The organism is Alienimonas californiensis (genome assembly GCF_007743815.1).
Classification (GTDB): domain Bacteria; phylum Planctomycetota; class Planctomycetia; order Planctomycetales; family Planctomycetaceae; genus Alienimonas; species Alienimonas californiensis.
In genome coordinates, this window is record NZ_CP036265.1 from 2916554 (window position 1) to 2942132 (window position 25579).

Annotated in this window: 19 protein-coding genes; 13 read left to right on the forward strand and 6 right to left on the reverse strand. The window is 70.6% G+C overall.

Annotated features, from left to right (window positions below):
• Positions 1 to 16: 16 nt before the first annotated feature.
• Positions 17 to 1282 (reverse strand): DUF1501 domain-containing protein, encoded by a 1266-nt coding sequence (locus tag CA12_RS11530; RefSeq protein WP_207621957.1) that lies wholly within the window; start codon positions 1280 to 1282, stop codon positions 17 to 19.
• 102 nt (positions 1283 to 1384) lie between these two features.
• Positions 1385 to 3082 (reverse strand): DUF1549 and DUF1553 domain-containing protein, encoded by a 1698-nt coding sequence (locus CA12_RS11535; RefSeq protein ID WP_145359090.1) that lies wholly within the window; start codon positions 3080 to 3082, stop codon positions 1385 to 1387.
• Positions 3083 to 3243: 161 nt separating this feature from the next.
• Between CA12_RS11535 and CA12_RS11540 the strand changes: the two genes are divergently transcribed.
• The 4 genes from CA12_RS11540 to serS all read left to right on the forward strand — a co-directional run bounded on the left by CA12_RS11540 (position 3244) and on the right by serS (position 6947).
• Positions 3244 to 3615 carry a 4a-hydroxytetrahydrobiopterin dehydratase gene (locus CA12_RS11540; protein WP_145359091.1) on the forward strand — a complete coding sequence of 124 codons (372 nt, stop codon included), beginning with the start codon at positions 3244 to 3246 and terminating at the stop codon, positions 3613 to 3615.
• A 63-nt stretch (positions 3616 to 3678) separates the two neighbouring features.
• Positions 3679 to 4095, forward strand: a complete 417-nt coding sequence (locus CA12_RS11545) for an FHA domain-containing protein (RefSeq protein WP_145359092.1) — start codon at positions 3679 to 3681, stop codon at positions 4093 to 4095.
• Between the two features lie 108 nt (positions 4096 to 4203).
• The gene (locus tag CA12_RS11550; RefSeq protein ID WP_145359093.1) at positions 4204 to 5604 is read left to right on the forward strand and encodes a dipeptidase; all 1401 of its coding nucleotides are present in this window, start codon (positions 4204 to 4206) and stop codon (positions 5602 to 5604) included.
• A gap of 41 nt (positions 5605 to 5645) precedes the next feature.
• Positions 5646 to 6947 (forward strand): serine--tRNA ligase, encoded by a 1302-nt coding sequence (serS, locus tag CA12_RS11555; protein WP_145359094.1) that lies wholly within the window; start codon positions 5646 to 5648, stop codon positions 6945 to 6947.
• Here serS and CA12_RS11560 read toward each other — a convergent pair.
• On the reverse strand, positions 6944 to 7204 hold the full coding sequence (locus CA12_RS11560; RefSeq protein ID WP_145359095.1) for a hypothetical protein: 261 nt from the start codon (positions 7202 to 7204) through the stop codon (positions 6944 to 6946). The genes serS and CA12_RS11560 overlap by 4 nt on opposite strands.
• A 35-nt stretch (positions 7205 to 7239) precedes the next feature.
• Entirely contained in the window at positions 7240 to 7533 is a 294-nt protein-coding gene (locus CA12_RS11565) for an HNH endonuclease (RefSeq protein WP_145359096.1), read from the reverse strand.
• 93 nt (positions 7534 to 7626) lie between these two features.
• Here CA12_RS11565 and CA12_RS11570 point away from each other — a divergent pair, with 93 nt between their 5' ends.
• The 9 genes from CA12_RS11570 (at position 7627) to CA12_RS11610 (ending at position 21086) form a co-directional block, all read left to right on the forward strand.
• Positions 7627 to 8151 carry a glycine cleavage system protein H gene (locus tag CA12_RS11570; RefSeq protein ID WP_242687861.1) on the forward strand — a complete coding sequence of 175 codons (525 nt, stop codon included), beginning with the start codon at positions 7627 to 7629 and terminating at the stop codon, positions 8149 to 8151.
• Between the two features lie 143 nt (positions 8152 to 8294).
• Positions 8295 to 9311, forward strand: coding sequence for a ferredoxin family protein (locus CA12_RS11575; protein ID WP_145359097.1), 1017 nt, complete (start codon positions 8295 to 8297; stop codon positions 9309 to 9311).
• Complete coding sequence (locus CA12_RS11580; protein WP_145359098.1) at positions 9308 to 11308, forward strand: prenyltransferase/squalene oxidase repeat-containing protein; 2001 nt, start codon at positions 9308 to 9310, stop codon at positions 11306 to 11308. Before CA12_RS11575 ends, CA12_RS11580 begins: the two co-directional genes overlap by 4 nt.
• Before the next feature lie 58 nt (positions 11309 to 11366).
• Positions 11367 to 13316: a DUF116 domain-containing protein gene (locus tag CA12_RS11585; protein WP_242687862.1), complete on the forward strand. Its 1950-nt coding sequence runs from the start codon at positions 11367 to 11369 to the stop codon at positions 13314 to 13316.
• Between the two features lie 77 nt (positions 13317 to 13393).
• Positions 13394 to 16054 (forward strand): DUF1592 domain-containing protein, encoded by a 2661-nt coding sequence (locus CA12_RS11590; RefSeq protein WP_165700704.1) that lies wholly within the window; start codon positions 13394 to 13396, stop codon positions 16052 to 16054.
• A gap of 43 nt (positions 16055 to 16097) precedes the next feature.
• Positions 16098 to 17375, forward strand: a complete 1278-nt coding sequence (locus CA12_RS11595) for a DUF1552 domain-containing protein (protein ID WP_145359100.1) — start codon at positions 16098 to 16100, stop codon at positions 17373 to 17375.
• 70 nt (positions 17376 to 17445) lie between these two features.
• Positions 17446 to 18816: a TrkH family potassium uptake protein gene (locus CA12_RS11600; RefSeq protein WP_242687864.1), complete on the forward strand. Its 1371-nt coding sequence runs from the start codon at positions 17446 to 17448 to the stop codon at positions 18814 to 18816.
• Positions 18817 to 18879: 63 nt separating this feature from the next.
• The gene (locus CA12_RS11605) at positions 18880 to 19536 is read left to right on the forward strand and encodes a potassium channel family protein (protein ID WP_145359101.1); all 657 of its coding nucleotides are present in this window, start codon (positions 18880 to 18882) and stop codon (positions 19534 to 19536) included.
• Between the two features lie 98 nt (positions 19537 to 19634).
• A complete protein-coding gene (locus tag CA12_RS11610; RefSeq protein WP_242687866.1) occupies positions 19635 to 21086 on the forward strand; it encodes a sulfatase family protein in 1452 nt (483 codons plus the stop codon).
• A gap of 64 nt (positions 21087 to 21150) precedes the next feature.
• Here the strand turns inward: CA12_RS11610 and CA12_RS11615 are convergent, their stop codons facing one another.
• Together CA12_RS11615 and CA12_RS11620 are read right to left on the reverse strand one after the other, a co-directional pair.
• Positions 21151 to 22494 carry a DUF1552 domain-containing protein gene (locus tag CA12_RS11615; protein ID WP_145359102.1) on the reverse strand — a complete coding sequence of 448 codons (1344 nt, stop codon included), beginning with the start codon at positions 22492 to 22494 and terminating at the stop codon, positions 21151 to 21153.
• 128 nt (positions 22495 to 22622) lie between these two features.
• A complete protein-coding gene (locus CA12_RS11620) occupies positions 22623 to 25547 on the reverse strand; it encodes a DUF1592 domain-containing protein (protein WP_207621959.1) in 2925 nt (974 codons plus the stop codon).
• Positions 25548 to 25579 lie beyond the last annotated feature (32 nt).

The following is a 25579-nucleotide window of genomic DNA, read 5'->3' on the forward strand; positions in this document are numbered from 1 at the left end:
GCTCACGGGAACGCGACTACCCGATCAGCTCGGCGATCGGCCGGCCGCCGTTGGCGAGCTTCATCGGCCGGCCGGTCTTGGAGGTGTGGACCGTGTTCAGCGGGATGCCGATCGCCTGGGCGACGGTCGCCCAGAGGTCGCCCGGCAGGTAGCTGGGGCCTTCGACCCGCATGCCGTCTTCGCTGGTTTTGCCGACCGCGATGCCGCCGTTCAGGCCGCCGCCGCCGATCAGCACGCTCCAGCTGCGGGCCCAGTGGTCGCGGCCGACGTTCTGGTTGATCCGCGGGGTCCGGCCGAACTCGCCCATGCAGACGATGACCGTGTCCTGCAACAGGCCGCGCTGCTTGAGGTCCGCGGTGACGGCGGACAGGCCGCTGTCCAGCGTGGGCAGCTTGTCGGTGGAAAGGGCGCTGAAGTTGTCGTTGTGCAGGTCCCAGCCGCCGTAGGAGACTTCAACGAACGGCACGTTCCGCTCGACCAGCCGGCGGGCCATCAGCAGGCTGCGGCCCAGTTGGCTGGTGCCGTAGGCGTCGCGGGTGGCCTGGTCCTCCTGCTCGACCTTGAAGGCGTCCATCTGGGAGGAGGTCATCAGGCTGACGGCCTTGTCGTAGACCTCAGCGTGCGCCTGGGGGGCGTCGCCGCGGCCGCTCTTGATGAAGTTCTCCTCGAGGACGTTCAGCATCGCCAGCCGGTTCTGGAGGCGCTGCGGGTTGGTCCAGCGGTCCAGGGAGGCGTTGCGGATCTGGCCGTTGGAGCTGACCTCGAACGGGGCGTGCTTCATGCCGAGGTAGCCGCTCTGCCCACCGCCGCCGCCGATGGAGATGAACGCGGGGATCTCGAGTTCCCGCCGCTCTTCGCCGAGGTGATAGGAGACGACGGAGCCGAAGTCCGGGTGGGTCGCGGTGACTTCCGGACGGTAGCCGGTCTTCATGAAGTAGCGGCCGCGGTCGTGGTCGGCCTCGATGCTGCTCATGGAGCGGACGACGGACAGTTCGTCCATCACCATCGCCGTCTTCGGCAGGTGCTCGGAGATTTGCAGGTCGCCCTTGGTGTCGATGGGCTTGAACTCGCCGCCGGTGTTGGTGCCGGGCTTGAGGTCCCACATGTCGATGGTGGGGGCGCCGCCGCCGAGCCAGACGAGGATCACGGCCTTGCCGTTCCGCCGCACTTCCTGGGCGTTCGCCTGGAGGTGGGACAGGAACTGCATCGCGGGGATCGTCGCGGCCCCGGCGGCCATGTGCCGCATGAAGTGACGACGGGAGGTCTGGTCGGTGGCGAACATCGGGGCGAACTTTCGGGAAACGGGAATCGGGAAGTGAGCGGGGGACAGGGGACGCCGGGCGGGTTCGCTAGTCCCGTCCGGCGGGCGGCGTGAGTTCCGAACTCACTTCACGAACACGAACTCGTTGCTGTTCAGCAGGGCCCAGAACAGGTCCTGGTAGCCGTAGATCGGCTTCTCGCTCCCGCGGATCAGTTGGGCCGCGGCGGTCTTCTCCTTGCTGGTCGGCTGACGGCCCAGGGCCGCCAGGAACAGGCGATCGACCGCCTCCTCCGGCTTGTTCGTCGAGCCCAGCACGCGGTTCAGGTAGCTGCCGGGCTCGGCGGAGATCGCCTTGGAGGTCAGTTCGCCGTTCATCATCATCAACGCCTGCGGGATCGAGCCGTTGAAGGTGGTGGACTCGGTCAGGTCGTCGGTGCCGAAGGCGGTGATGAACTGGCCGAGCCATTCCCGCTTCTGCCGTTCGATCGCTTCCCAGTCGGAGTTGCCGGCCTTCTGGGCCTCGGTGGCGATCAGCAGGGAGTCGTACAACTGCTCGGCGGTCATCCGCTTGACGGCCATGTGGCTGAACAGCGGCAGTTCGCCGGCGGCGGGGTCGTCGAACTCGTTCTCCTTGGTGGACTGACTGGTCAGCCCGTAGGCCTGCGAGTTGGCGATCCAGGTGATCAGCCGGCGGACGTCGTAGTTGTGCTCGACGAACTTCGCGGTGAGGAAGTCCAGCAGTTCCGGGTGGCTGGCCGGGTTGTGGGGGCCCATGTCGTCCACCGGCTTGGTGAAGCCGTAGCCGTGGAAGTGCCCCCAGGTGCGGTTCACGAAGGCCCGGGCGATCTGGTCGGTGACGGCGTCGGCGGATTCGCTGGCCGAGGGGAAGCCCTCCTCGTCCGGCACCAGACCGGTGAGGGCGGTCGCGAACTCGGTGCGGCGGTCCGTCCCGGCGTCTTCGCCGAACTTCGCGCCGAACGCCTCGGGGAAGGCGACCTGCATCAGCCCGCTGCGCTTCTCGAAGAAGACCGGGCCGTCCAGCGGGCGGCGGAGCAGTTCGGCGTAGACGAACTCGTTCTGCCCGGTCTGCTGGTCGAACTCCTCATGGTCCACCCGGCGGGCGGCCTTCAAAATGGAGTTGAACTGCCAGAACTGATCCTGCTTCCAGTCGTTGAACGGGTGGTTGTGGCACTGGGTACACTGCACCTGCATGCCCAGCAGCAACCGCGTCGCCTTGGCGGTCGCCTGCACGCCCTCGTCGTTGTCGACCATCTGGGCGAGCAGGAAGTTCGTCGCCCCGTTCTCCTCGAAGTGTCCCTCGGCGGTGATCAGCTCGAAGACGACCTCGCTCCAGGGCACGTTGCGGGCGAAGGCGTTGCGGAAGAACCGCCGCATGCCCAGGCGGCTGGTGTTCTCCGGCTCGCCCTGGCCGATCGCGAGGTTCGTCCAGACGGTGCTGAAGTGCCGGACGTAGTCCGGGCTCTCCAGCAGGGTCTGGATCATCTCCGCCCGCTTGGTCTCGGACTTGTTCCGCTCGAACGCCTGGACGGTCTCGGCGTCCGGGATATGCCCGCCGAGGTCCAGCCAGACGCGGCGGAGCCATTCGGAATCGCTGGCGACGGGGGAAGGCTCGACGCCGTTGTCTTCCCAGCTGCGAGCGATCAGGCGATCGATCTCCGCAATAATGGCCGCGTCCCCGTTGCCGCGGACGGGCTCCCCACCGGCTTCCGCGGCGAACGCCGCCCCGACGGACGCGCCGGGGGCGGACAGCAGCGGGACCAGCGCGAGCGTGAAAGCTGCGGCGAGCGGTCGGAGGGTCATGGGCGTGGCGGGTCGGAACGACAGGCGAGTGCGTGCCGGGCTGGGGGCGAAACCGAACCCGGGACGACAGACTTACCCGGTCCGCCGAGGCCGCGTTCGTCCGAAAACGGACCGATTCTCGGATTTCCCCCCGCAAAGCCTTCCTTCTCGGGAGTTTCCCCATGTCCGCACCGTCCGCCCCCACCGCCGAAACGCTGCGCGCGGGGCATTGTCAGCCCTGCGAAGGCGGCGTGCCGACGCTCTCCCGGCAGGAGATTGCCGACCGCCTGACCGCCCTGAACGACTGGAAGACGAGCGACGACGGCGCCGCGATCCACCGCACCTGGAACGTCGGGTCGTTCTCGAAGGGACTGGCGTTCTGCAACCGCGTCGGCGAGATCGCCGAGGCGGAGGGCCACCACCCGGATCTGCACCTGACCGGCTACCGGAACGTGAAGATCGTGCTGACCACGCATGCCGTCGGCGGTCTGACCGAGAACGACTTCATTCTTGCCGCAAAGATCGACGCCCTCGGCGACCCGCGGACGGCATAATGCGGAACGGCGCCGCTTCCCCTCCCCCCGCCGTCCCCCCAGCCTTCCGTCCCCGGCCCGACCGTGCGTCTCGTCTTCAACCCGCTGCCGCCGGCGAACGGAGGGCGCTCGGCCAATCGGCCGGTGCCGCTGGATCGGCCGGTGCTGTTTTTCGGCCGGCACCCGGACTGCGACGTCAGCCCGCTGGGCAGCGCCAAGGTCAGCCGCCGGCACTGCTGCGTCGCGGAGGCCAGCGGCCGGGTGCGGGTGCGGGATCTCGGCAGCCTGAACGGCACCTGGGTGAACGACCGCCCGGTGCGGCGGGAGGCGCCGCTCGTCCCCGGCGACGTGCTGCGGGTCGGCGACGTCGGCTACCGCCTCGAACGCTTGGAGACGGTGCAGGACGGCTCGCAAAGCGGCGTCGTCTCCATCGCCCCCACCGCCGCTCCCCCGGCGCAAGAGGCGGGGGCGGAGAGCTCGTCGGACGTCGTGCCGATCTGAAGCCGGCGAGCGGCGGGGCGTCAGCCCCCCGTGCGATTCGCGGCGACGTCGTTACCCTGCGGGGACACGGGGGGCTGACGCCCCCTCGCTCGCCTGGAAGGATTGGGTATGACCGACTTCGCCCCCGTCGCCGATCGACTTGCCGCCTCCGCGGAGGCGAACCGCGAACGGCTGTTCGAGCTGCTCCGCATCCCCAGCGTGAGCGCGGACCCGGCCCACCGCGGCGACTGCCGGGCCGCCGCGGAGTGGGTGCGGGACTTCCTTACGCAGGCCGGCTGCTCCGCGGAACTGGTCGACACCGGCACGGCCGAGCGCCCGGGGCACCCGATCGTCTTCGCCAAAACGCCCCGGGTCGACGGCGCCCCGACGCTGCTGGTCTACGGGCACTACGACGTCCAGCCGCCGGACCCGCTGGACCTGTGGACGACGCCGCCGTTCGAGCCGACGGTGCGGCCCGGTCCCGGCGGCGCGGAGCACGTCTACGCCCGCGGGGCGACGGACGACAAAGGGCAGATGCTGACCCACCCGCTGGCCGTCGCCGCCTGGCACGCCGCCGCCGGCGGGCCGCCGGTGAACGTGACCTTCGTGATCGAGGGGGAAGAAGAGGTGGGCAGCGACCACCTGGACGCCTTCCTCGAATCGCATAAGGCGGAACTGGCCTGCGACGCGGCGGTGATCTCGGACACCAGCCAGTTCGCCCCCGGCGTGCCGGCGATCTGCTACGGGTTGCGGGGGATCACGGCCTGCGAGGTGACGGTGCGGGGGCCGAAGGCGGACCTGCACAGCGGTTTGTTCGGCGGGGCGGTGGCGAACCCGGCGAACGCCCTGGCGAAGATCATCGCCAGCCTGCACGACGCCGACGGCCGCGTCGCCGTGCCCGGGTTCTACGACGCCGTCGTCCCCCCCACCGAGGAGGAACGGGCCGCCTGGGCCGCGTTGCCGTTCGACGAGGCGGCGTTCCTCGAGACGACCGGTGCCCCGGAGCCGGTCACGCTGCCGGACGCCACGGTGTTGGAGGGCCGCTGGGGCTGGCCGACGTGCGACGTGAACGGCCTGACCAGCGGCTATCAGGGCCCGGGGCCCAAGACCATCATCCCGGCGAAGGCCTCCGCCAAACTGTCGTTCCGCCTCGTGCCGGATCAGGACCCGCACGCGATCCTCGCCGCCGTGCGGGAGCACGTGACGGCACACTGCCCGCGGGGCGTGACGGTGGAGGTCACCCCGTTCCACGGCACGCCCGGGGTGCGGTTCGACACGGACTCCGCCCCCTTCGAAGCGGCGAAGCAGGCCGTCGAGCACGCCTTCGGCACGCCGCCGGTGATGATCCGCGAGGGGGGCACGATCCCGGTGGTGCGGGCGCTGGGCGCCACGCTCGGCTGCCCGGTGCTGCTGCTCGGCTGGGGCCAGAACAGCGACGGCCTGCACAGCCCGAACGAGCGGTTCTCCCTCGACGCCTTCCGCCGCGGCGCCCTCGCCAGCGCCCGTCTGATGTGGGAACTGGCCCGTTAGCCGTCCTCTTCAAGAGGACGGCTAACCGCTACATTACGCGCATGCTGGACCTCAACACGATTGCCGAACACGCGGACGTCGTCGCCGCGAACAACCGTCGCCGCGGGGTGGACGTCGACCTCTCCCGCCTGCTGCACCTCCGCGGCAAGCGGTCCGACCTGATCCAGAAGACGGAAACGCTCAAGCACGAGCAGAAGGAGACCGGCGCCGGCATCCCCCAGGCCTCGCCGGAGGAGCGGAAGGCCCTCATCGCCCGCACCGGCGAGCTGAAGAAGGAGGTCGCCGCCGCGGCCGACGAACTGACCGCCGTCGAGGCGGAGCTGCGGGAAATTCAGTCCCTCATCCCCAATCTCACCCACCCGGACGCCCCCGACGGCGGCGAGCACGACGGCCGGGTGCTGCGGGAAGTCGGCGACAAACCGCAGTTCGATTTCGAACCGCTGGACCACGTCGAACTGTGCGAGAAGCACGGGCTGGTCGACTTCGCCAGCGCCGCGAAGACGACCGGGGCCGGGTTCTACTTCCTCTGCCGGGAGGCGGTGCTGCTCGAACTGGCCCTGGTGCGGTACGCCGTGGAGAAGGCGACCGCGGCCGGATTCATTCCGCACGTCACTCCGGACCTGGCCCGGGCGGAGGCGCTGTCCGGCACGGGGTTCAACCCGCGGGGGGAGGAGACGCAGATCTACAGCGTGGCGGGCACCGACCTGTCGCTGATCGCCACCGCGGAGATCACCCTCGGCGCCATGAAGGCCGGCACGACCTTCGAGCCGCACGAACTGCCGCTCAAGCTGGCCGGGGTGTCGCACTGCTACCGCACCGAGGCCGGCGCCTACGGCAAGGCGACCCGCGGGCTGTACCGCGTGCACCAGTTCACCAAGGTGGAACTGTTCGCCTTCACCGCCGCTGACCTCGGCGCCAGCGGGCGGATGCACGCGGAGATTTTGTCGTTGGAGGAGGAGATCTTCAGCGACCTCGGTCTGCCGTACCGGGTGCTGGACATCGCCGCCGGCGACCTCGGCGGCCCGGCCTACCGCAAGTTCGACCTCGAAGCCTGGATGCCCGGCCGCGACGACGGCAGCGGCAACAAGGGATCGTGGGGCGAGGTGACGAGCTGTTCGGACTGCACCGACTACCAGGCCCGCCGCCTCGACGTGCGGGTGAAGAAGACCGACGCCGACGGCAAGCCGGCGAAGGGCACGGACCTCGTGCACACCCTCAACGGCACCGCGATCGCCGTCAGCCGGGCGCTGATCGCCCTCCTCGAAAACGGCCAGCGGGAAGACGGCACGATCGCCATTCCCGAGGTGTTACAGCCGTACTGCGGGTTCGATTCGATCGGCTAGCGGAGGGCGTGAGCCGTCAGATTCAGGCCGAAGCCGAAGGCGAAGCAAACGGTCGGCCGCCAGGCGATGTCCCAGTTCTGCCAGACGTAATACATCGCGAACAGCGGCACGAAGGCGGCAACGAGCGCCAGCGGCGGGCTGCCCCGCATGATCTGCAGGATCAGCCATATCCAAGATGCGATCATCACCGCCCACCCCGACAGACCCATGACGACCGGGATGTCCATCGGGCGTCGCCCATACAGAGTCGGATTCACCAGGCGATCAGCTTATTCCGCGTCCGCACGCGGCGTCATCTCACCCGAATGCGCTTTCCCGGCTTTCGCTTGCGGATCCAACTGATCCAGCCGTGCAACGCCTCCGCGTTTCGCAGGGCCTCGACGGTGTCGTAGTCGCGTTCCAGTTCCTTCTCCGTGAAGGTCGCGTGCACCGTTTTGTGGCAGGGTCGGCAGAGCAGCACGGTCTCCGTGCCGCCGCGGGACTTGGGGACGAGGTGGTGCTTCGTCAGCTTCGCCCGGTCGTACTCATGCCGGCAGAGGACGCACGCCGGCGGGGAGCGGTCCTGCTGGACGAACCAATCCGGCATCGCGTTTCGGTTCTTACGGGCCATCCGGGCAGTTGCGAGGTGCGGGGAGCGGGTCTTTACTGGACCGCCCCGCCCCCCGCAGGTTCACGCCGCTTGACCGCCGACGCCGCCGAGCCCGCCGACGCCCCGCCCGCGGACGAGGGGGAACTGATCTTCAAAATGGGCGAGTTCGCCGCCCGCTTCCCGCTCGATCGGTCCTACTGCCGCAATCACCTCTGGTTGTTGCCGACTGGGGCGGAGCAGGGCGGCGAGCCGGTCTACCGCGTCGGCTTCACCGCCTATTCGCGGCGCCTGTTGCAGGACGTGTATTTCCTCGACTGGACCGTGGACGAGGGCCAAACTGTCCCGGCCGGGGCGACGATCGGGGAGATCGAGAGCGCTAAGGCGCTCTCCTCAATGCACCCCCCGGCCGCGGGCACGATCACGGCCCTGAACCCGGCCCCGCTGGCGGACCCTTCGGTCATCAACGCCGTCGGCTATGATGCGGGCCCGGACGGCGGCTGGCTGTACGACTTCGCCACCGCCGCCCCGCTGCTGGACGCCGCCGCGTACGTCGCACACCTCGGCAGCGTCTGGGAAACCACCCAGCGGCTCATCAAAGGGCAGGCGAACTCCTGAGAGGAAATTCCAAGACCAAGACATCAAGTACCAGAGACCGATCCAGTCCGCTCCCGTCGCTTTGGTTCTTAACTCTTGGGATTTGAGATTTGCTCACGTCCCGTTCGCTCCCGCACACTGACTCGCTCCCCCCGCGAGCCCCCATGGCCAGCCAGAAACTCACCGTCGTGCTGTCGCAGTCGCAGGGCAAGAACCCGGCGAAGCAGGGGTTGGAGGAAGCCATCGCCGCCGAGTTGCTGATGGACCCGGCGATCGATCTGTCGCTGGTCCCGCACCTCGTCGACATGGCGGCGGACCACCCCGGCCTGCTGTACCTCCGCGGCGTCGGGGGCGACGCGGTCGTGCTGAGTTGGCTCTACCCCCGGGCCGCCTTCTGGACGCTCGACCGGCAGGACGTCCGCGGCCGCTACGGCGTCTCCCTGCTGCACGGCTTTGAGGAGGAGGACGAAACCCCGGCCCGGTCCAAGGCAACAGGGCGGCCGGACGCCCCGAAGCGGTCGCTGTACTGCCTCGACCTGCGGGACAGCGACGATCCGCAGGAGTACCTGACGGAGATCCGCCGGATCGCCAAGGAACGCAGCATGCCGACGGTCGGGCTGAGCTTGGGGGGGATGACGAACGGGAGTCTGGCGAGCGGGGGGCGTCAGCCCTTGGTGTCATCGAAGGCGAACGAGCACACGGCGGGCTCACGCCCGCCGCTCGCCGCGGAGCCCCTCGATCTGCTCGCCCCCACCGCCCGCCGCTGGTATCCGGTGATCGACTACGATCGCTGCACGAACTGCATGGAGTGCGTCGACTTCTGCCTGTTCGGCGTCTACGGCGTGGACGACGCCGGCGACGTCCTCGTCGAACAGCAGGACAGCTGCAAGAAGGGCTGCCCGGCCTGTTCCCGCGTCTGCCCCGCGAACGCGATCGTGTTCCCCGGCCACAAGACCCCCGCGATCGCCGGGGCGGACGGCGAGGGGGCCGGCGACTTCAAGATCGACCTGTCCAAACTGTTCGGGGCCGCGGACGCCGATCCGCTGAAGCAGGCCGCCGCCGAGCGCGACGTGCACCTGCTCCGCGACGGGCGCGATTCGGTCGGGATGCAAGGCCTGGAGCACCGCCAGAAGGACGACCTCGACGCGATGCTCGACAGCCTGGACGCACTGGCCCTGTGAGCGGCGGCACGGACCCCGTCGACCCGGACCGCCTCGCCGCCGCGACCGAATCGGCAGTCGCCCATCTGCTCTCGGAGCGCACCCCCGCCGGGCATTGGGTGGGCGAACTGAGCACCAGCGCCCTGAGCACCGCCGTCGCCGCGATGGCGTTGCACCAATACCAGGCGAGCGGTGGGCGTCAGCCCTCCGTGTCCTCGGACGCGTTGGAACACACGGAGGGCTCACGCCCACCGCTCGCCCGGTTGATTGATTCCGCCTGTATCTGGCTCCTCGCCCACCGCAACGCGGACGGCGGGTGGGGCGACACGGTCGAGTCGAAAACGAACGTCTCCACCACGGCCCTGTGCATCGCCACAGTGTCGGTCTGGGACGCCCCCACGGAGAACCGCGCGAAACGGGACGAGGTTGTCGCCGACGCCCGCCGGTGGTTCGACGCCGCCGGCGGGTTCGACGCGGTGGTGCGGCGGTACGGGAAGGACAAGACCTTCAGTGTGCCGATCCTCACCCACTGCGCCCTCGCCGGGCTCGTGCCGTGGTCGAAGGTGACGGCGCTGCCGTTCGAGTTGGCGACGCTCCCCCCGCGGTTCTACGCCGCCGTGAGGCTGCCGGTCGTCAGCTACGCCCTGCCGGCGCTGATCGCCATCGGCCAGCTCCGCCACGTCAAACAGCCCAGCCGCAACCCGGCGCTGCGGGGGCTGCGTGCGCTGGCGGTGCCGCGGACGCTGGACCGGCTCCAGTCGATCCAACCCAGCAACGGCGGGTTCCTCGAAGCGGCCCCGCTGACCGGCTTCGTGCTGATGAGCCTCTCCGCCGCCGGCCGAGCCGATCATCCGGTGGCGCGGAAGTGCGTCGAGTTCCTCACCGGCAACGTTCGCGAGGACGGCAGTTGGCCGATCGACACGAACCTCGCCACCTGGGTGACGACGCTGGCCGTGGGCGCCCTCGGCGACGACTTGCCCGAAGCGGCCCGCCCGCCGATCCGCGATTGGCTGCTCGGCCAGCAGTACCGGGAGGTGCACCCCTACACCCGGGCCGCCCCCGGCGGCTGGGCCTGGACCGACCTCCCCGGCGGCGTGCCCGACGCGGACGACACCCCGGGGGCGATCCTGGCGCTGAACGAACTGCGCGACGAGAGCCGCGACCGTCAGGGAGCGCAAGACGCGTTCAAGCCTGCGGACGCCGCTACGCTCCCTGACGGTCGCGCCTCTCGTGAGGCGATCGATGCCGGCGTCCTCTGGCTGCTCGGTCTGCAGAACCGTGACGGCGGCGTGCCGACGTTTTGCCGCGGGTGGGGCGCGTTGCCGTTCGACCGCAGCGCTCCGGACCTCACGGCGCACGCCGTCCGGGCGTTGTCCGCGATCGATCAACCCTTCGCCGGGCGGGCCGATCGGAGTCCCTTGGACGAGCGGGTCGCAGATGAGTCCGACGGCTGGCGCCCCGGCCGCGCGATGACACGCATGGTGCATGCCTACCTCCGCACCACCCAACGCCCCGACGGCTCCTGGCTGCCGCTCTGGTTCGGCAATCAGCACGCCCCGGACGACGAGAACCCCGTCTACGGCACCGCCCGGGTGCTGGCGGCGTTCGCCGATTGCGGTCTGACCGACGACCCGGCCTGCGTCGCCGGGCGGGAGTTTCTGCTGTCGGTCCAGAACGCCGACGGCGGGTGGGGCGGGGCGAGGGACTGCCCGAGCAGCGTCGAGGAGACCGCCCTCGCATCCGAGATTCTGCTCCGCTTGGTCCCGGATCGACCGGAACCCTGGGCGGGGGTGCGGTGGTTACTAGAACGGGTGGAGGACGGCCGCTGGACCGTGCCGAGCCCGATCGGGTTCTACTTCGCCAAACTCTGGTACCACGAACGGCTGTATCCCGTGATCTTCACCGTGCAGGCGTTGCGGACCGCCCGGTCGGCCGGAACAGTCCGGGGAGGGGCGGCCGCCTTGCGGGAGCGGGGGGACGGGCGTCACGATGGCGTTTCCGCGTCGGCCGCTGTGTAAACTCCCCGGAACGCCCGTCCCGGTCCGCCCCGCTTCCCCGTCTCCCCCGGAGTCCCGCGTGTCGCTCGTCTCCCACGACACCGCTGACACGCTCGACCGCTCCGGGACCGTGCCGCACGGCGATTCGCCCGGCAAACGGCTCGTTTCCCGCCTGAACGACGAGCCGAAGGCCCCCGCCGCCCCCGCCAAGCCGCAGGCGACCAGCCGCTTCACCGACGACGACGTCGCCCCCCAGAAGCGGACCAAACGCAAAAGCACCAGCCACCTCAAGGCGGTGCCCGGCACGCTGGCGGACCGCGAGGCCCTCAAGGAGGCCGCCGCGGAGTTCACCAAGACGCTCGATCTGCGTCAGCGGATGAACAAACGGCAGCTCGAAGCCCACGGGCGGACGCTGCTGGAGCAGATGGGCCTCGACGAAAAGTACCTCGGCTTCGCCGCGGTGATGATCGGGAACGCCGTCTGGCGGACGCAGTTCCTCGCCACGCCGTTCGAGCGCCGGCTGCTTTTGCTTCCCCACTGCCTCAAGCATGCCGAGGGCTGCCCGGCGGAGTACGACGAATTCGGCCTCGACTGCGAGAAGTGCGGGGCGTGCTCCATCGCGGACTACAAGGTCACGGCGGAGAAGCTGGGCTACAAGGTGCTGGTCGCCGAGGGCTCGCCGATCGTGCTGAAGATCATCGTCAGCGGGTACGTGGATGGGATTCTGGGCGTTGCCTGCCTGAACGTGTTGGAGAAGGCGATCGACAAGGTGCTGGTCGCCGGCGTGCCGAGCTACGCGGTGCCGCTGCACAGCGGGGACTGCAAGAACACCACGCTGGACGAGTCGTGGATCTGGGAAGTCTTGGACCGCTACGAACCCCTCACCGGCCCCGGCCGGGACAGCTACGTCCCGCTGATGCGGAAGGCGGAGGGGCTGTTCGAGGCGGAGACGCTGGACGGCCTGGTCCCGCCGCCGTCCACGACCGGCTTCAGGGCGGTGCGGCAGACGGCCGAAGTCGCCCGGGAGTTCCTCGCCCACGGGGGGAAGCGGTTCCGGCCGTTCATCACCCTCGCCGCCCACGACGCGATGACCGGCGGCAAGGCCCTCACGGCGACCGCGGAGGACATTGAGGTTCCGGCCTCCGTCGCCCGGGCCGCGATCGCCATCGAAGCGTTCCACAAGGCCAGCCTCGCCCACGACGACATTCAGGACGACGACGAGCACCGCTACGGCAAGCCGGCGCTGCACGTCTCGCACGGCGTCGGCCGGGCGATCAACTTCGGCGACTGGTTGATCGGGCTGGGCTACCGCCTGCTGGCGAACACCGCCGACCCCGCGGACGGCGGCTCCCCGCAGGTCAGCGCTGAACTGACCGCCGCGATGGCGGACGCTCACCAAAAGCTCTGCGACGGGCAGGGGGCGGAGATGGCCTGGCGGGCCGCGGTCTCCGATTCGACCGACGACCTGGCGCTGGAACCGCTGGACGCCCTGCAGGTGTACGCCCTGAAGACGGCCCCGGCGTTCGAGGCGGCGATGCTGGCCGGTCTGCGGTTGGCGGGCGAGGTGCCGCAGGAGACGCGGGACGCCGTGAGCACCTTCGCGCGGCAGGCGGGGGCGGGGTTCCAGATTCGCAACGATCTCGCCGACTGGCGGGGGGACGCGGACAACAAGCTGGCCGCCGGCGGGGACGCCGCGGCCCTGCGGCCGACCGTGCTGCTGGCCCTCGCCCTGAAGCGGGCCAGCCGGGAGGAACGCGAGGCCGTCGCCGCCTGGCTGTCGTCGCACGACGCCCCGGCCCTGAACGTCGGCCGCTTGCGGCGGCTGTTCGAGCGGCACGATGTGTTCTCCACCGCCGAGACGCTGATCGAGCGATGCCGCGAACGGGCCGTCGCCGTGGCGGAGACCGTCGAACCGGCCCCGTTGCGGGATCTGCTGTTGTTCCTCTCCGACACGCTGCTGGCCGACGACGAGCCGGTCCCGGTCAAGACGGAGCATCTGACGACCCTGCCGATCGTCACCGTCGGCTGACGCCGCCCCGTCTGCGTGGGGGGGCCGCCGGCGTGTATCATGCGGTTCCGATTGGTTCCCCCGCCCCCGGAGCGTTGATGTCGTCCTCCGCGTTGTCGTCGGCCGTCCTCGCGGCGCTGCTCCTGTCGTCGGCGGCGCCCGGCGACGACCCGCACGCCGGCCCGTCGGCCGGTCCGACCGGGGCGGCCCTGTCGGAGAACGGCCGCGTCGCCGCGTTTCTGACGGCACACTGCCGGGACTGCCATATCGGCGAGGCCGCGGAGGCGGGGTTCGATCTGGATTCGCTCCCCGCGGATCTCAGCGACCCGCGCGCCGGTGCCGCGTGGGCGAAGGCGTTGGGGCGGATTGAACGCGGCGAGATGCCGCCCGCCGACTACGGCGTCCCCCCCGCCGACGAGTCGGCGGCGGCTGCTCAGGCCCTGCGCGCCGCCCTGACCGCCGCCGAGCAAACCCGCTACGCCGCCCACGGCCGGGCCGAACTGCGGCGGCTCAGCCGGGACGAGTACGCCAACGCCCTCAGGGAGGCCCTCGCCCTGCCGCACCTTGAACTGACGGAGATGCTGCCGCCGGACGGCAACGAGCACGGCTTCGCCAAAAGCGCCGGGGCGTTGGACTTTTCGCATGTCACCGTCAGCCAGTACCTCGACGTCGCCGACTACGCCCTGCGGGAGGCGCTGGCGGACCTGCCCGGCCCGCGGCCGCCTCGGACGGTGCGGGTCTCGATGAACAGCGTCGAGGGGGCCGCGGAGATCACGACGCTCCGCACGCAGCTGCATCACTCCGTCGCCATCCCGCTGGTCGGACAGGAGATCGACCCGACGCTGGAGCTGTCCCGCGGCGACTTCAACGACAACGAGGACCGCGGCTACCTCCGCGACCCGGAGCCGAAGTTCGACGGCGTCGCCACCTTCATGCACAGCCGGGCGAACCATCAGATCGTCGTCAAACCCTTCCGCGTGTTGCAGGACGGGGAGTACGTCTTCCGGGTGCGGGGGTGGTCGCTGCGGAACGATCACGGCACGCTCAAACCAACGGACAAGCCCGGCGTTGTCGCCTTCTACACCCCCTCCGGCCGGCTGCTCGGCCGCTGCGACCTGCCCGCCAACGAGCCCGGCGTGGGCGAGTGCCGGGCCTGGCTGCGGAAGGACGAACCGGTCGAGTACCTCGCCGTCACCCCGCCGTCCGCCTGGGTGAAGGGGCGGCCGGTGGGGGACGACCGCAAGTGGAAGCACATCGATTCCGTCGGCGTGGCGATTCAGTGGTTGGAGATGGAGGGCCCGCTGCCGGCCGACGACGACGCCCGTCGGGCCGACTGGCCGCGGGAGAGCCACCGCCGCCTGCTCGGCGACCTGCCGCTCGAACCGGTGCAGGACGAGGACGCGCCGCAGCGGCGGCGGGGCCGCCCCGTTCAACCCGTCGACCCCGAGACCGGCCTGCGGTACACCGTCGTCAGCGAGAACCCCGACGCCGACGCCGAGCGGCTGCTCCGCACCTTCGCCGAGCGGGCCCTCCGCCGCCCGCCGACCGACGCCGACCTCGCCACGCCGCTGGCCCAGATCCGCGCCCGGCTGGCGGACGATCAGCCGCTCGTCGAGGCGCTGCTCGCCGGCTATCGGGCGTTGCTGACGAGCCCGGCGTTCCTGCTGAGGCTCGAGGAACCCGGTCCGCTGGGCGGATACGAGCTGGCCTCCCGGCTGTCCCTGTTCCTGTGGGACGGCCCGCCGGACGACGAACTGAAGGCCGCCGCGGCCCGCGGGGAACTGCGGACCGACGCCGGCCTGCGGCGGCAGACGGAGCGGCTGCTGAACGATGCGAAGGCGGATCGGTTCGTCGCCCAGTTCCTCGACCGCTGGCTCGCCCTGGACGAGATCCGACTGACGGAGCCGGACGAGAATCTCTACCCGGAATCGACGGACTTCCTGACCGAATCGATGGTCGAGGAAACCCGGGCCTTCTTCGCCGCGATGCTGGCGGACGACCTGCCGGTGAGCCACGTGTACGACTCGGACTTCCTCACCATCAACCAGCCGCTGGCGGCGCTGTACGGGGTCGAGGGGGTGGAGGGCTCGGCGATCCGGCGGGCGCCGATCCCGGCGGACCACATCCGCGGGGGGCTGCTGACCCAGGCCAGTCTGTTGAAGGTCACGGCGAACGGCACGACGACCAGCCCGGTGGTGCGGGGCGTGTTTGTGATGGACCGCCTGCTGGGCGACCCGCCGCCCCCGCCGCCGGCCAGCGTGCCGGCGATCGAACCGGACATCAGCGGGGCCACCACGATCCGCGAACAACTCGAAGCCCACCGGGCCGACCCGGCCTGTGCCGGCTGCCACCGTAAGATCGACCCGCCGGGGTTCGCCCTGGAAAGCTTCGACGTGATGGGGGCTTTCCGCGAACGCTACCGCGTGTTGTCCGACGAGAAGCCCGGCCGACGGCCGAAGCGACCGGACGGCCGGCCGATCGGCTGGATGGAGGGCCCGCCGGTCGAATCCTCCGGCGACCTGCCGGGGGCCGGGGCCTTCGCCGACGTGACCGAGTTCCGCGAACGGCTCCGCGGGATGGACCGACAGATCGCCTCCAATCTGCTGCGGCGGCTCACGGTCTACGCGACCGGCGCCCCGGTCTCCTTCGCCGACGAGGCGGAGTTCGAGGCGGCCCTCGATTCGCTTCGGCCCGACGGCTACGGCCTGCGGTCGATGGTGCACGCCGTCGTGCAGAGCGAATTGTTCCGCAACAAGTAGCCGCCCGCGGCCATTTCCCGTTTCACCTCCACCGCATCTCTCGATGTCCAAGGCCCTCCCCCGCCGCACCGTGCTCCGTGCCGCGGGGGCGGCGCTGGCGCTGCCGTTTCTGGACGCGATGCGGCCGGCGTTCGCCCGCGGCCCGGCCGCGGCGCCGCCGCCGCGGCGGATGGTGGCGATCAACGTCGACCTCGGCTTCATGCCGGAAGAGTTCTTCCCGGACCAGGCCGGCCGCGACTACGCCCTCTCGCCCTATCTGAAGACGCTCGAAGCCCACCGGGAGGACTTCACCGTGTTCAGCGGGCTGTCCCACCCGGAGGTGGACGGCGGCCACCAGGCGGACATGTGCTTCCTCACCGGCGCCCCGCACCCCCGCAGCGCGGGCTTCCGCAACACGATCTCGCTGGACCAGTACGCGGCCCAGTTCGTCGGGCACCACACCCGGTTCCCCTCGCTCGCCCTGCGGGTCGGGCCGAACAACAAGTCGCTGTCCTACACGGCGGACGGGGTCCGCATCCCGGCGGAGGTGACGCCGTCGAAGGTGTACCGACAGCTGTTCGTGAACGGCTCCCCGCGTGAGGTGCGGGCCCAGCTGCGGCGGTTGCGGGAGGGACAGAGCCTGATGGACTCCTTCGGTGGGGAGATCGACGGTCTGAGGAAGCAGGTCGGCGGGGCGGACCGGGATCGGCTGGATCAGTACCTCACCGCCGTGCGGGACGTCGAACGTCGTCTGCACGCCGGGGAGCAGTGGGAAGCCCGGCCCAAACCGGCCGTCGACGCCCCGGTTCCCAAAGACGACCTCGACCCCACGAAGCTCGTCACCCGGACCCGCACGATGTACGACCTCGCCCGGCTGGCGCTGGAGACGGACTCCACGCGGCTGGTGACGATCTTCGTCTCGCAGCAGTTCAATCCCAAGGTCGACCTGCCCGGCGTGGAGCTGCCGCACCACGCCCTCACCCACCAGAGTCAGCAGAAGGACTCCCGGGCCCAATTGCACGCGGTGGAGACGGCTCAGATGGGCGAGTTGGCCCGCCTGCTGGCCGGCCTCGCCGGGGTGGAGGAGGGCGGGGACCGCCTGCTGGACCGCACGATGGTAATGCAGGGCTCGAACCTCGGGCACGCCAACCGGCACACGACCACGAACCTGCCGATTCTGCTGGCCGGCGGCGGCTTCCGGCACGGCGCCCACCTGGCGTTCGACCGGGAGAAGAACCGCCCGCTGGCGGACCTGTACGTCAGCATGCTCCAACGGCTGGGCGTGGAGGCGGACCGGTTCTCCTCCGGCACGACGACGCTGCCCGGCCTTGAGATGGCGTGACGGCGTTGCGATCGTCCGCCATGGCCGTCTCCCCCGCCCGCTGCCCGACGGCTCGCCGACCGGTCGCCGCGTGGCACTGACCTCCCGATCCCGCCGGAAGCTCTCGGCGCCGGAGGCGTTCGTGGGCTCGTTCCTGGGCCTGATCGTCGCGGGTACGCTGGCCCTGCGCTGGCTGCCGGGGCTCTACACCGGCGAACCGCTGGGCTGGACGGACGCCGCCTTCACCGCGACCAGCGCCGTCTGCGTGACCGGGCTGATCGTGGAGGACACGGCGACCTACTTCACGTTTGAGGGGCAACTGCTCCTGCTGGCGCTGATCCAGTTGGGCGGACTGGGGATGCTGACGCTCACCAGCATGGTGATCGCCGCGATCGGGGGACGGCTTTCGCTGCGGTCGGAGGCGGTCGCCTCCAGCGCGCAGGAGGCGGTGCCGAACGTTCCCACCCGCAGGCTGATCTTCGGGATCGTGCGGTTCACCCTGCTGTTCGAGGCGGCCGGGGCGCTCCTGCTGTACGTCGCCTGGGCTCCCAGCATGGGTTGGCGCGAGGCGGCGTGGCCGGCGGCGTTTCACTCCGTCAGCGCGTTCTGCAACGCGGGGTTCTCCACGAACGCCGATTCGCTGATGAGCTTCCAGCGCTCGCCGTTCACCCTCGGGATCGTCTCGCTCCTGATCGTCGCCGGCGGGCTGGGATTCGTGGTGGTCGAGGAGTTGCTCGGCCGGTACCGCGACCGCTCCGCCGGCCGGCGGCGGCGGCGGCTGTCGACCCACACGCAGCTCGTTCTGTCCGTCAGCGCGGCGCTGCTGGCGGGCGGCTGGGTTCTGTTCGCCGTGTTCGAGTGGCACGGCGTGCTGGCGGACCTCGGTGTGGGGCACAAGCTAACAAACTCGTTGTTCATGAGCGTCACCGCCCGCACGGCGGGGTTCAACACGATCGACTACGCCGCGGCGACCGACAGCGCCAATCTGCTGACGATCCTGCTGATGATGGTGGGCGGCTCGCCCGGCTCCACCGCCGGGGGAATGAAGACGACGACCTTCGCCCTGCTGGGCCTGCTGGCCTGGTCGCGGCTGCGGTCGCAGGCCAGCGTGACGGTCGCGAACCGCTCCGTGCCGGAGGAGACCGTCCAGCGGGCCGTGGGTCTGGCGGTGCTCGCCACCGCCGTGGTGATGGCGGGGATCTTCCTGCTGGCCTCCTTCGGGGATCTGCTCCACAAGGGGGATCCGTTTCTGGGCCGGGCGTTCGAGGTGGTCAGCGCCGTTAATACCGTCGGGCTGTCGATGAACGTCACGCCGCACCTCTCGCCGGGCGCCCGCTGGCTGATCATCGTGCTGATGTTCGTGGGCCGTGTCGGCCCGCTGTCGCTGGCCGCCGCCCTGCGGGCGCGGCTCGCCCGGCCGGGCAAGTACCGACTGGCGCATGAGGACGTGGTCGTCGGCTGACGGCCGGCCGCCCGCCCCCGCGTCCCGCCCCCGTTCCCCCCACCCCCGCCGACAGGCTTTGAGATGAAACGCTTCGTGATCGTGGGCCTGGGGAACTTCGGGTTCACCGTGGCCCTCAAGCTGGCCGACGGCGGGCACGACGTGATCGCCGTGGACCGCAACGGCGAGGTCGTGGACCGACTCGGGGCGCACGTGGCCCGGGCGGCGGTCGGCGACGGCACTGACCTGGACACCCTGCGGCGGATCGGCGCCGGCGACGCCGACGCGGCGATCATCTCCACCGGCGACAACATCACCGCCAGCGTCCTGGCGGTGATGGCCCTGCACGACCTCAAGGTGCGGGACATCTACGTGAAGGTCATCTCCGCGGAGCACGCCCGCATCGCGGACCGGCTGGGCGTGACGGAAACGATCTTTCCCGAACGCGACACCGCCGTCGACCTGGCGACCCGCCTCAACGAGACCCGCCTGCTGAAGTACGTGAAGCTCGGCCCGGACTTCAGCGTGCAGGAGATGGGCGTGCCGGACGCCTGGACCGGCCACACGCTGCGGGGGTTGAAGCTCCGGCAAACGAGCGACGTGACGGTCGTCGCCCTGCACGACCACCTGAGCGGCCGCTTCGTTCCCAACCCCGACCCGGACTACCGCCTGACGCACTCCGACTCCCTGCTGGTGGCCGGCAGCGACGCGGCGCTGGCCAAGGTGGCAAAGCGCCGCTGAGCCGTGCGTCGGGGGAGGCGCCCGCCGAGCGGGGGCGTTCGCTCGCGAGCGGCGGGAGCGGGTACGGTGCGGGCCCTGTTCCGACTGTGGATTTCGCCATGCAACGCCCGACGCTTCTTCGCCGCCCCGCCGCCGCCCCGCTGTCCGCGGCGCTCGCGATGGCGGCGCTCGCGTTCGCCGCTGGCCCCGCAGCGGCGGGTTCGCGGGAACGACCGAACGTCGTGATCCTGCTGGCCGACGACCTGGGGTATCGGGACGTCGGCTGCTACGACGGCCCGGTCCGCACTCCGGCGATCGACTCCCTCGCCGCCGGCGGGGCTCGGTTCACCGACTTTCACTCCGGCTGCGCGGTCTGCTCCCCCTCCCGGGCCACGTTGCTGACCGGCCGGCACCACATCCGCACGGGCGTTTACAGTTGGATCGCCGACGGGAGTCAGCGATCCCACCTGCTCCGCCGGGAGGTCACCCTGGCGGAAGTCCTGCGGACGCACGGCTACGCCACCGCCCATGCGGGCAAGTGGCACCTCGGCCTGCCGACGTTCGGGGGCGGGAAGGGCGGCGGCGAAGCGGGGGCGGAGAAGCCGACGCCGGCCGAACACGGCTTCGACTACTGGTTCGCCACCGCAAACAACGCCGAACCGTCGCACGAGGATCCGACGAACTTTGTGCGGAACGGGACGCCGGTGGGCCGGCTCGAAGGGTACTCCTGCGATCTGGTGGTCGACGAAGCCGTCGGATGGCTCGACGGGCGACGAGGCGACCGCGACGCGGACGCCCCGTTCTTCTTGAACGTCTGGTTCCACGAGCCGCACGCCCCCCTCGCGGCGCCGGCTGAACTGGTCCGGGAGTACGGCGAACCGGGCGACCGCGGCGCCCTCTACTCCGCCACGATCGACAACACCGATCGGGCGATCGCCCGGCTGCTCGCCAGGCTGGCGGAGATCGACGATCCCGGGCACACCCTCGTCCTTTACGCCTCCGACAATGGCAGCTACCGGGCGGACCGCACTGGCGTGCTGCGGGGGACGAAGGGCACGAACTGGGAGGGAGGGCTGCGGGTGCCGGGGATCTTCCACTGGCCCGGCGTGATTCCCGCCGGCACGGTCGTGGACGAGCCGGCCGGATTGGTCGACGTGCTGCCGACCGTCTGCGGCCTGCTGGGCGTCGACCCGCCGGCGGACGTGCATCTGGACGGGGCCGATCTGACCCCGCTGCTGACCGGCCGACCGGACGGGATCTCGCGGCCGCAACCGCTGTTCTGGCACCTGCAAAAGGCGCGACCGATCGTCGCCCTGCGGGACGGCCGGTACTCGCTGGTCGCCGATCCGGATTACGAACTGTCCCGCGACAACATGTTCCGCGAGGCATGGATCCCGGCGATCCGCTCCGGCGGGTACACGAACTATCGGCTGTACGACCTCGAGACCGATCCGTCGCAGTCTGTCGACCTCGCGGCCGAACGGCCGGAGGTGTTGGAACGCCTGAAGGCGGACCTGCTGCAAATCAACGCCGGCGTGATGGCCGACGGCGTCGACTGGCATCTGAAATGAGGCGGGCGCCGGCCCCCGGGAGGTCGGCGGTCCGGAGGCCACTCCGCCGGGGCGCCGTGAACGCTCAGGTTAGGCCGGTGAGGGTGCCGGTGGCGTCGGCGAACCGGTCCGTCTCCACGCCCATCGCCTGGGCGACCGAGAGCAGCAGGTTCGCCATCGGCGGGTGGGCGTCGACGTCGTGCGCCAGGTGCTGGCCGTGCTTCAAACCGAGCCGCCGTCCGCCGGCGACCAGCGTGGGCAGGTTCTTGGGGGAGTGCTCGCCGCCCTCGCCGGAGTTCATCCCGGAGCCGAAGAGGATCGCCGTACCGTCCAGCATCGTCCCGTCGCCCTCCTGCGTCGCCTTGAGGAAGTCCATGAAGCGGGCGAGCCGCGACAGGTGGAAGCGGTCGATCGCGGCGAGTTGCTTCAGCATCCCGGCGTCGCCGCCGTGGTGGGACAGTTCGTGGTGGTTCTCCCCGCCGCCGCCGAACCCGCCGGCCTCGCGGGACCACTCGAAGGTGACCACCCGGGTCGCGTCGGTCTGGAAGGCGAGGTAGGACAGCTCCAGCATCACGTCGAGCCACATCGGCCGGTCGTGCTTGTTGCCGGGCTGGCTGGCGAGTTGCAGGTCCTTCGGATCGACCGCGGGCTTGGGCACGTCGACCCAATCGACCAGCCGTTCCACCCGGTCCTCGGTCTGCCGGACGGAGGAGAGGTACTCGTCGAGCTTCTGCCGGTCGTCGCGGCCGAGGCGGCGATCGAGGGCCTGCGCCTCGCCCAGCACGCTGTCGAGGATGCTTTTGCGTTCGGCGTAGCGGCGGAGGGTCGCTTCGCGGTCGGCGGCGGTCTCCGGGACGAACAGCCGCTCGAACAGCCGTTTCGGGGAGTTCTCGGCCGGTAGCGGGGTGCCGCCAGCGTCGAAGGAGAGCGTGTGGCTGTGTCCGGCCGAGCCGGTGCCGGAGCCGTCCGCCAGTTGCAGCGAGGGGAACCGCGTCTGCTTACCGTGCACGCCGGCGACGAGTTGGTCGACGGAGATCCGGTTCGAATAGTCGCTGCCGGGCACGGCCTTGAGGTCGGCGGCGGTCAGCCAGGTGTCGGCCCCGCTGTGGCCGCCCTCGCTCGCCGGGTGGCCGCAGCCGGTGACGACCGTGAAGTCGTCGCGGTGATCCTTCAGCATCTCCAACGTCGGCGAGAGCGTGTAATCGGCGCCGGAGCCGGTGGGCATCCATGCGAGGATGTTCACGCCGTTCGGCACGTAGCAGCAGATCATCCGCGGCTGCACGGCCAGCGACGCCGCCCGCGGGGTGAACTTGGAGGGCGCCCCGAAGGCCAGCTTCGGCCCCATCGCATCGAGCAGCGGCAGTGTCAGCGCCGCGCCGAGGCCGCGGAGGACGTGGCGACGCGACAGCGAGCCGTTCGGGAAAGTCATCGGGGGCGTCGTGAAGAAGGGCTTGAAACGCGCATTTACTAACCCGAAGCGTCAGCGAGGGAGGCGGCTGGAAGCCGACCCCGTGGGGAAGCCCTCGCTGACGCTTCGGGTTGGTGTTCTTGGCGGCGTCACTTGGTGCGGAAGGGTTCCGACGCGGCGACGTGGTGGATTAGCGCACGCAGCGTGCCGCCCTCGGCCCGCATCTGGGCGACGGCCGCGTCGACGGCGGGCCGGTCGGAGACGCCGAGTTCCCGGCCGAGGGCGTAGGTCAGCAGCTTGCCGGCGAGGCACTTCAGGAACAGGTCTTCCTGTTGCATCAGGGCATTCTGCAAACCCTCGACGCCGACGAACGCCGTGCCGTCGGGCAGCGTGGCGGAGGCGTCGATGTCCGGGTCGCTGCTCCCGATCCGGCCCTTGTAGCCGAAGCCCTCTTTCTCGCGCCACGAGCCGGAGGCGTCATAGTTCTCGAGGGCGAAGCCGAGCGGGTCGATTTTGTCGTGGCAGCGGGCGCACTGGGGCAGGGAGCGGTGAATCTCCAGCCGCTGCCGGACCGTCGCCTTGTCCACGCCCGGCACCTTGGGGGCGATGTCGCCGGCGTTGGCGACCGGCAGGCCGGGGTCGGTGCCGAGCACGTTCTTCAGCACCCACGTCCCCCGCTTCACCGGCGAGGTGCGGGTGCCGTTGGAGGTAATCGTCAGCACCGAGGCCTGCGTGACGACCCCGCCGCGACGCACGCCCTCCGGCACGGTCACGCGGCGGAAGGCGTCCCCCTCCACCCCCGGGATGCCGTAGTAGCGGCCGAGCCGTTCGTTGATCACCACGAAGTCCGACGACACCAGGTTCGTCGCCGGCAGGTCGTGCCGCAGGATCTCCTCGAAGAAGGCCTCGGACTCGCGGACGATAGAGACCTCCAGGTGCCGGTCGTACCGCGGGTAGAGGTCTTCGGCCGGCGGGTTCGCCCCGACCTCCCGCAGCCCGAGCCACTGCCCGGCGAAGTTCCGGACGAACGCCGCGGACTTCGGATCGGCCAGCATCCGGTCGACCTGCTCCGCCGTTACGGCCGGGTCGGACAGGCGGCCCTCGTCCGCCAGGTCCGATAGTGCCTCGTCCGGCATGCTCGACCAGAGGAAGTAGGACAGCCGGCTGGCCAGTTCGTGCCCGTCCAGTGTCCGCGGCGCCGCCGGCCTCCCGTCGGCGGGTTCGGTCGGCTCGGCGAGGTAGAGGAAGTGCGGCGAGACGAGCGTGGCGATCAGCGGCGTCTTGATCGCCTGCACGAAGGAGGCCGCGTCCGGCCGGACGGCGTCGTACAGGGCGAGCTTGGCGTCGATCTCCGCGTCCGCCACCGGCCGGCGGTAGGCCCGCCGCAGGAACCGGGCCAACATGTCCCGGGCGTACTCCCGTTCGTCCGCCTCCCGCAGGGGCGACTCGGGCAGCAGGTTCGTGTGGCTCTCCGGCGGCCAAGACTCGTAGAGCGGGCCCTCGATCTCGATCCAGTCGACCAGCAACTCCGGCCGGGCGAACTCGTCCTTGCCCTGCATCCAGAAGTTCTCCAGCACGCTGGGCACGCTGTAGTCGTAGTGGACCGTCACGCCGGCGCTCTCGGTCGTCATCCGGGTGCGGGTCTCGAAGACCTGCGGGTCGGCCGGGCTAGCCTCAACGTCGTATTCGTCCACCGTCGCCGGCTGGCCGCCGAGCGTTTTGACGAGCTTCAGCCGCGGCGGGCCGTAGTCGTACATGCGGTCCGCTTCGAAGTGTTTCAGGTCCCGCTCCATCTCCTCGCGGAAGTACTTCTCGCCCTTCGGATTATCCTTCATCCGCTCCTGCAAACGGCCGGCGTGGATCTGGCGGGCGGACGCCACGACCGCCGCCCGGTCCGGCACCCGACCGGCGGCCCGCACCCGGATGGAGTACTCGCCAGCGTGCGGCAGTTTGAAGTCGCGGGCGTTCAGGTTTTTGTTCCACGACTCGTGATGCAGGACCTTGAACGGCCCCTCGACCGGGTTCTGCCCGCCGTTCACGATCACCCGCTGGCCGTCGTATTCGACGCGGTTCGAATCACCGTCCCCCGTCTCCGGCTCGAACCGCCACCGCAGCGACGGCGGCCGTTCGCCCTCGACCAGGGCCAGATCGAGCGCCTCCCGGGCGGCGCCGAGGTACAGCTCGACCAGCAACGGCGAGAGCGTCAGGGCCCGGCCGTTGTTGTCGAACCCGCCGGAGGCCGGGTCCTGCGGGAAGCCGGAGACGTCGATCCCCACGCCCAGCAGGTCGCGGATCGTGTTCTGATACTCGTCCCGGTTGAGCCGCCGCAGCACGATCGCGGTGTCCCGCCGCAGCAACTCCGCCCGGGCGGACTGCTCAACGATCCAGTCCACCACGCGGGCCACCTCCTCCGCCGACGGCTGAGGCATGTCCTCCGGGGGCATCTCGTGGCTGTTCAATACGTTGATGACCTCGCCCCACTTTTCCTTGGCGGAGAGATCGAGGAACGCGTTCGGCAGGTGCTCGTCGACGCGGAAGTTCCCCTCGTTCAGGTCCGGCCCGTGGCAGTTCACGCAGTGCTTCGTCAGGAACGGCGAGACGACCTCCCGGAAGCCCGCGGCGTCCGGTTCCCACTGCGGTTCGTCGCCGGCCGCGGGGGCGCCGGGGGGCGGGGCGGTGGCCGGGGTGAGGTCCGCGACCCGCCGCACCACCGGCCGGACGACGACCGGCGGATCGGCGGCGGCCGCCGGGGACGCGACGGGGGCGGGTTCGTGCGCGGGCGCCGGGGCGACGGCGAGGGCCAGGGCGTCCGGGAGCAGGGCGACCGCCATGGCGACCGCGGCGAGCGCCGCCCCGCCGAGCCCGGCGCCCAGCATGAGCGGCCGGCGATTCCGCGTGCCCTTGCGGTTCCCCCGACCGGCCCGCGGCGGCGGGGCGACCGTCTGCCGATCCCGCGGGGCGCGGACGGTCAGCCGGGCCGAGCACTTCGGGCAGGCGATCGTCCGGTCGGCGCTCGGCGCCGTCTTGAAGACGATCGCCGCCTCGCAGGAGGTGCAGCGGACTTTGAGGGGCACGTGCAAAGCGGACCTTCCGGCGGGCAGGGCCG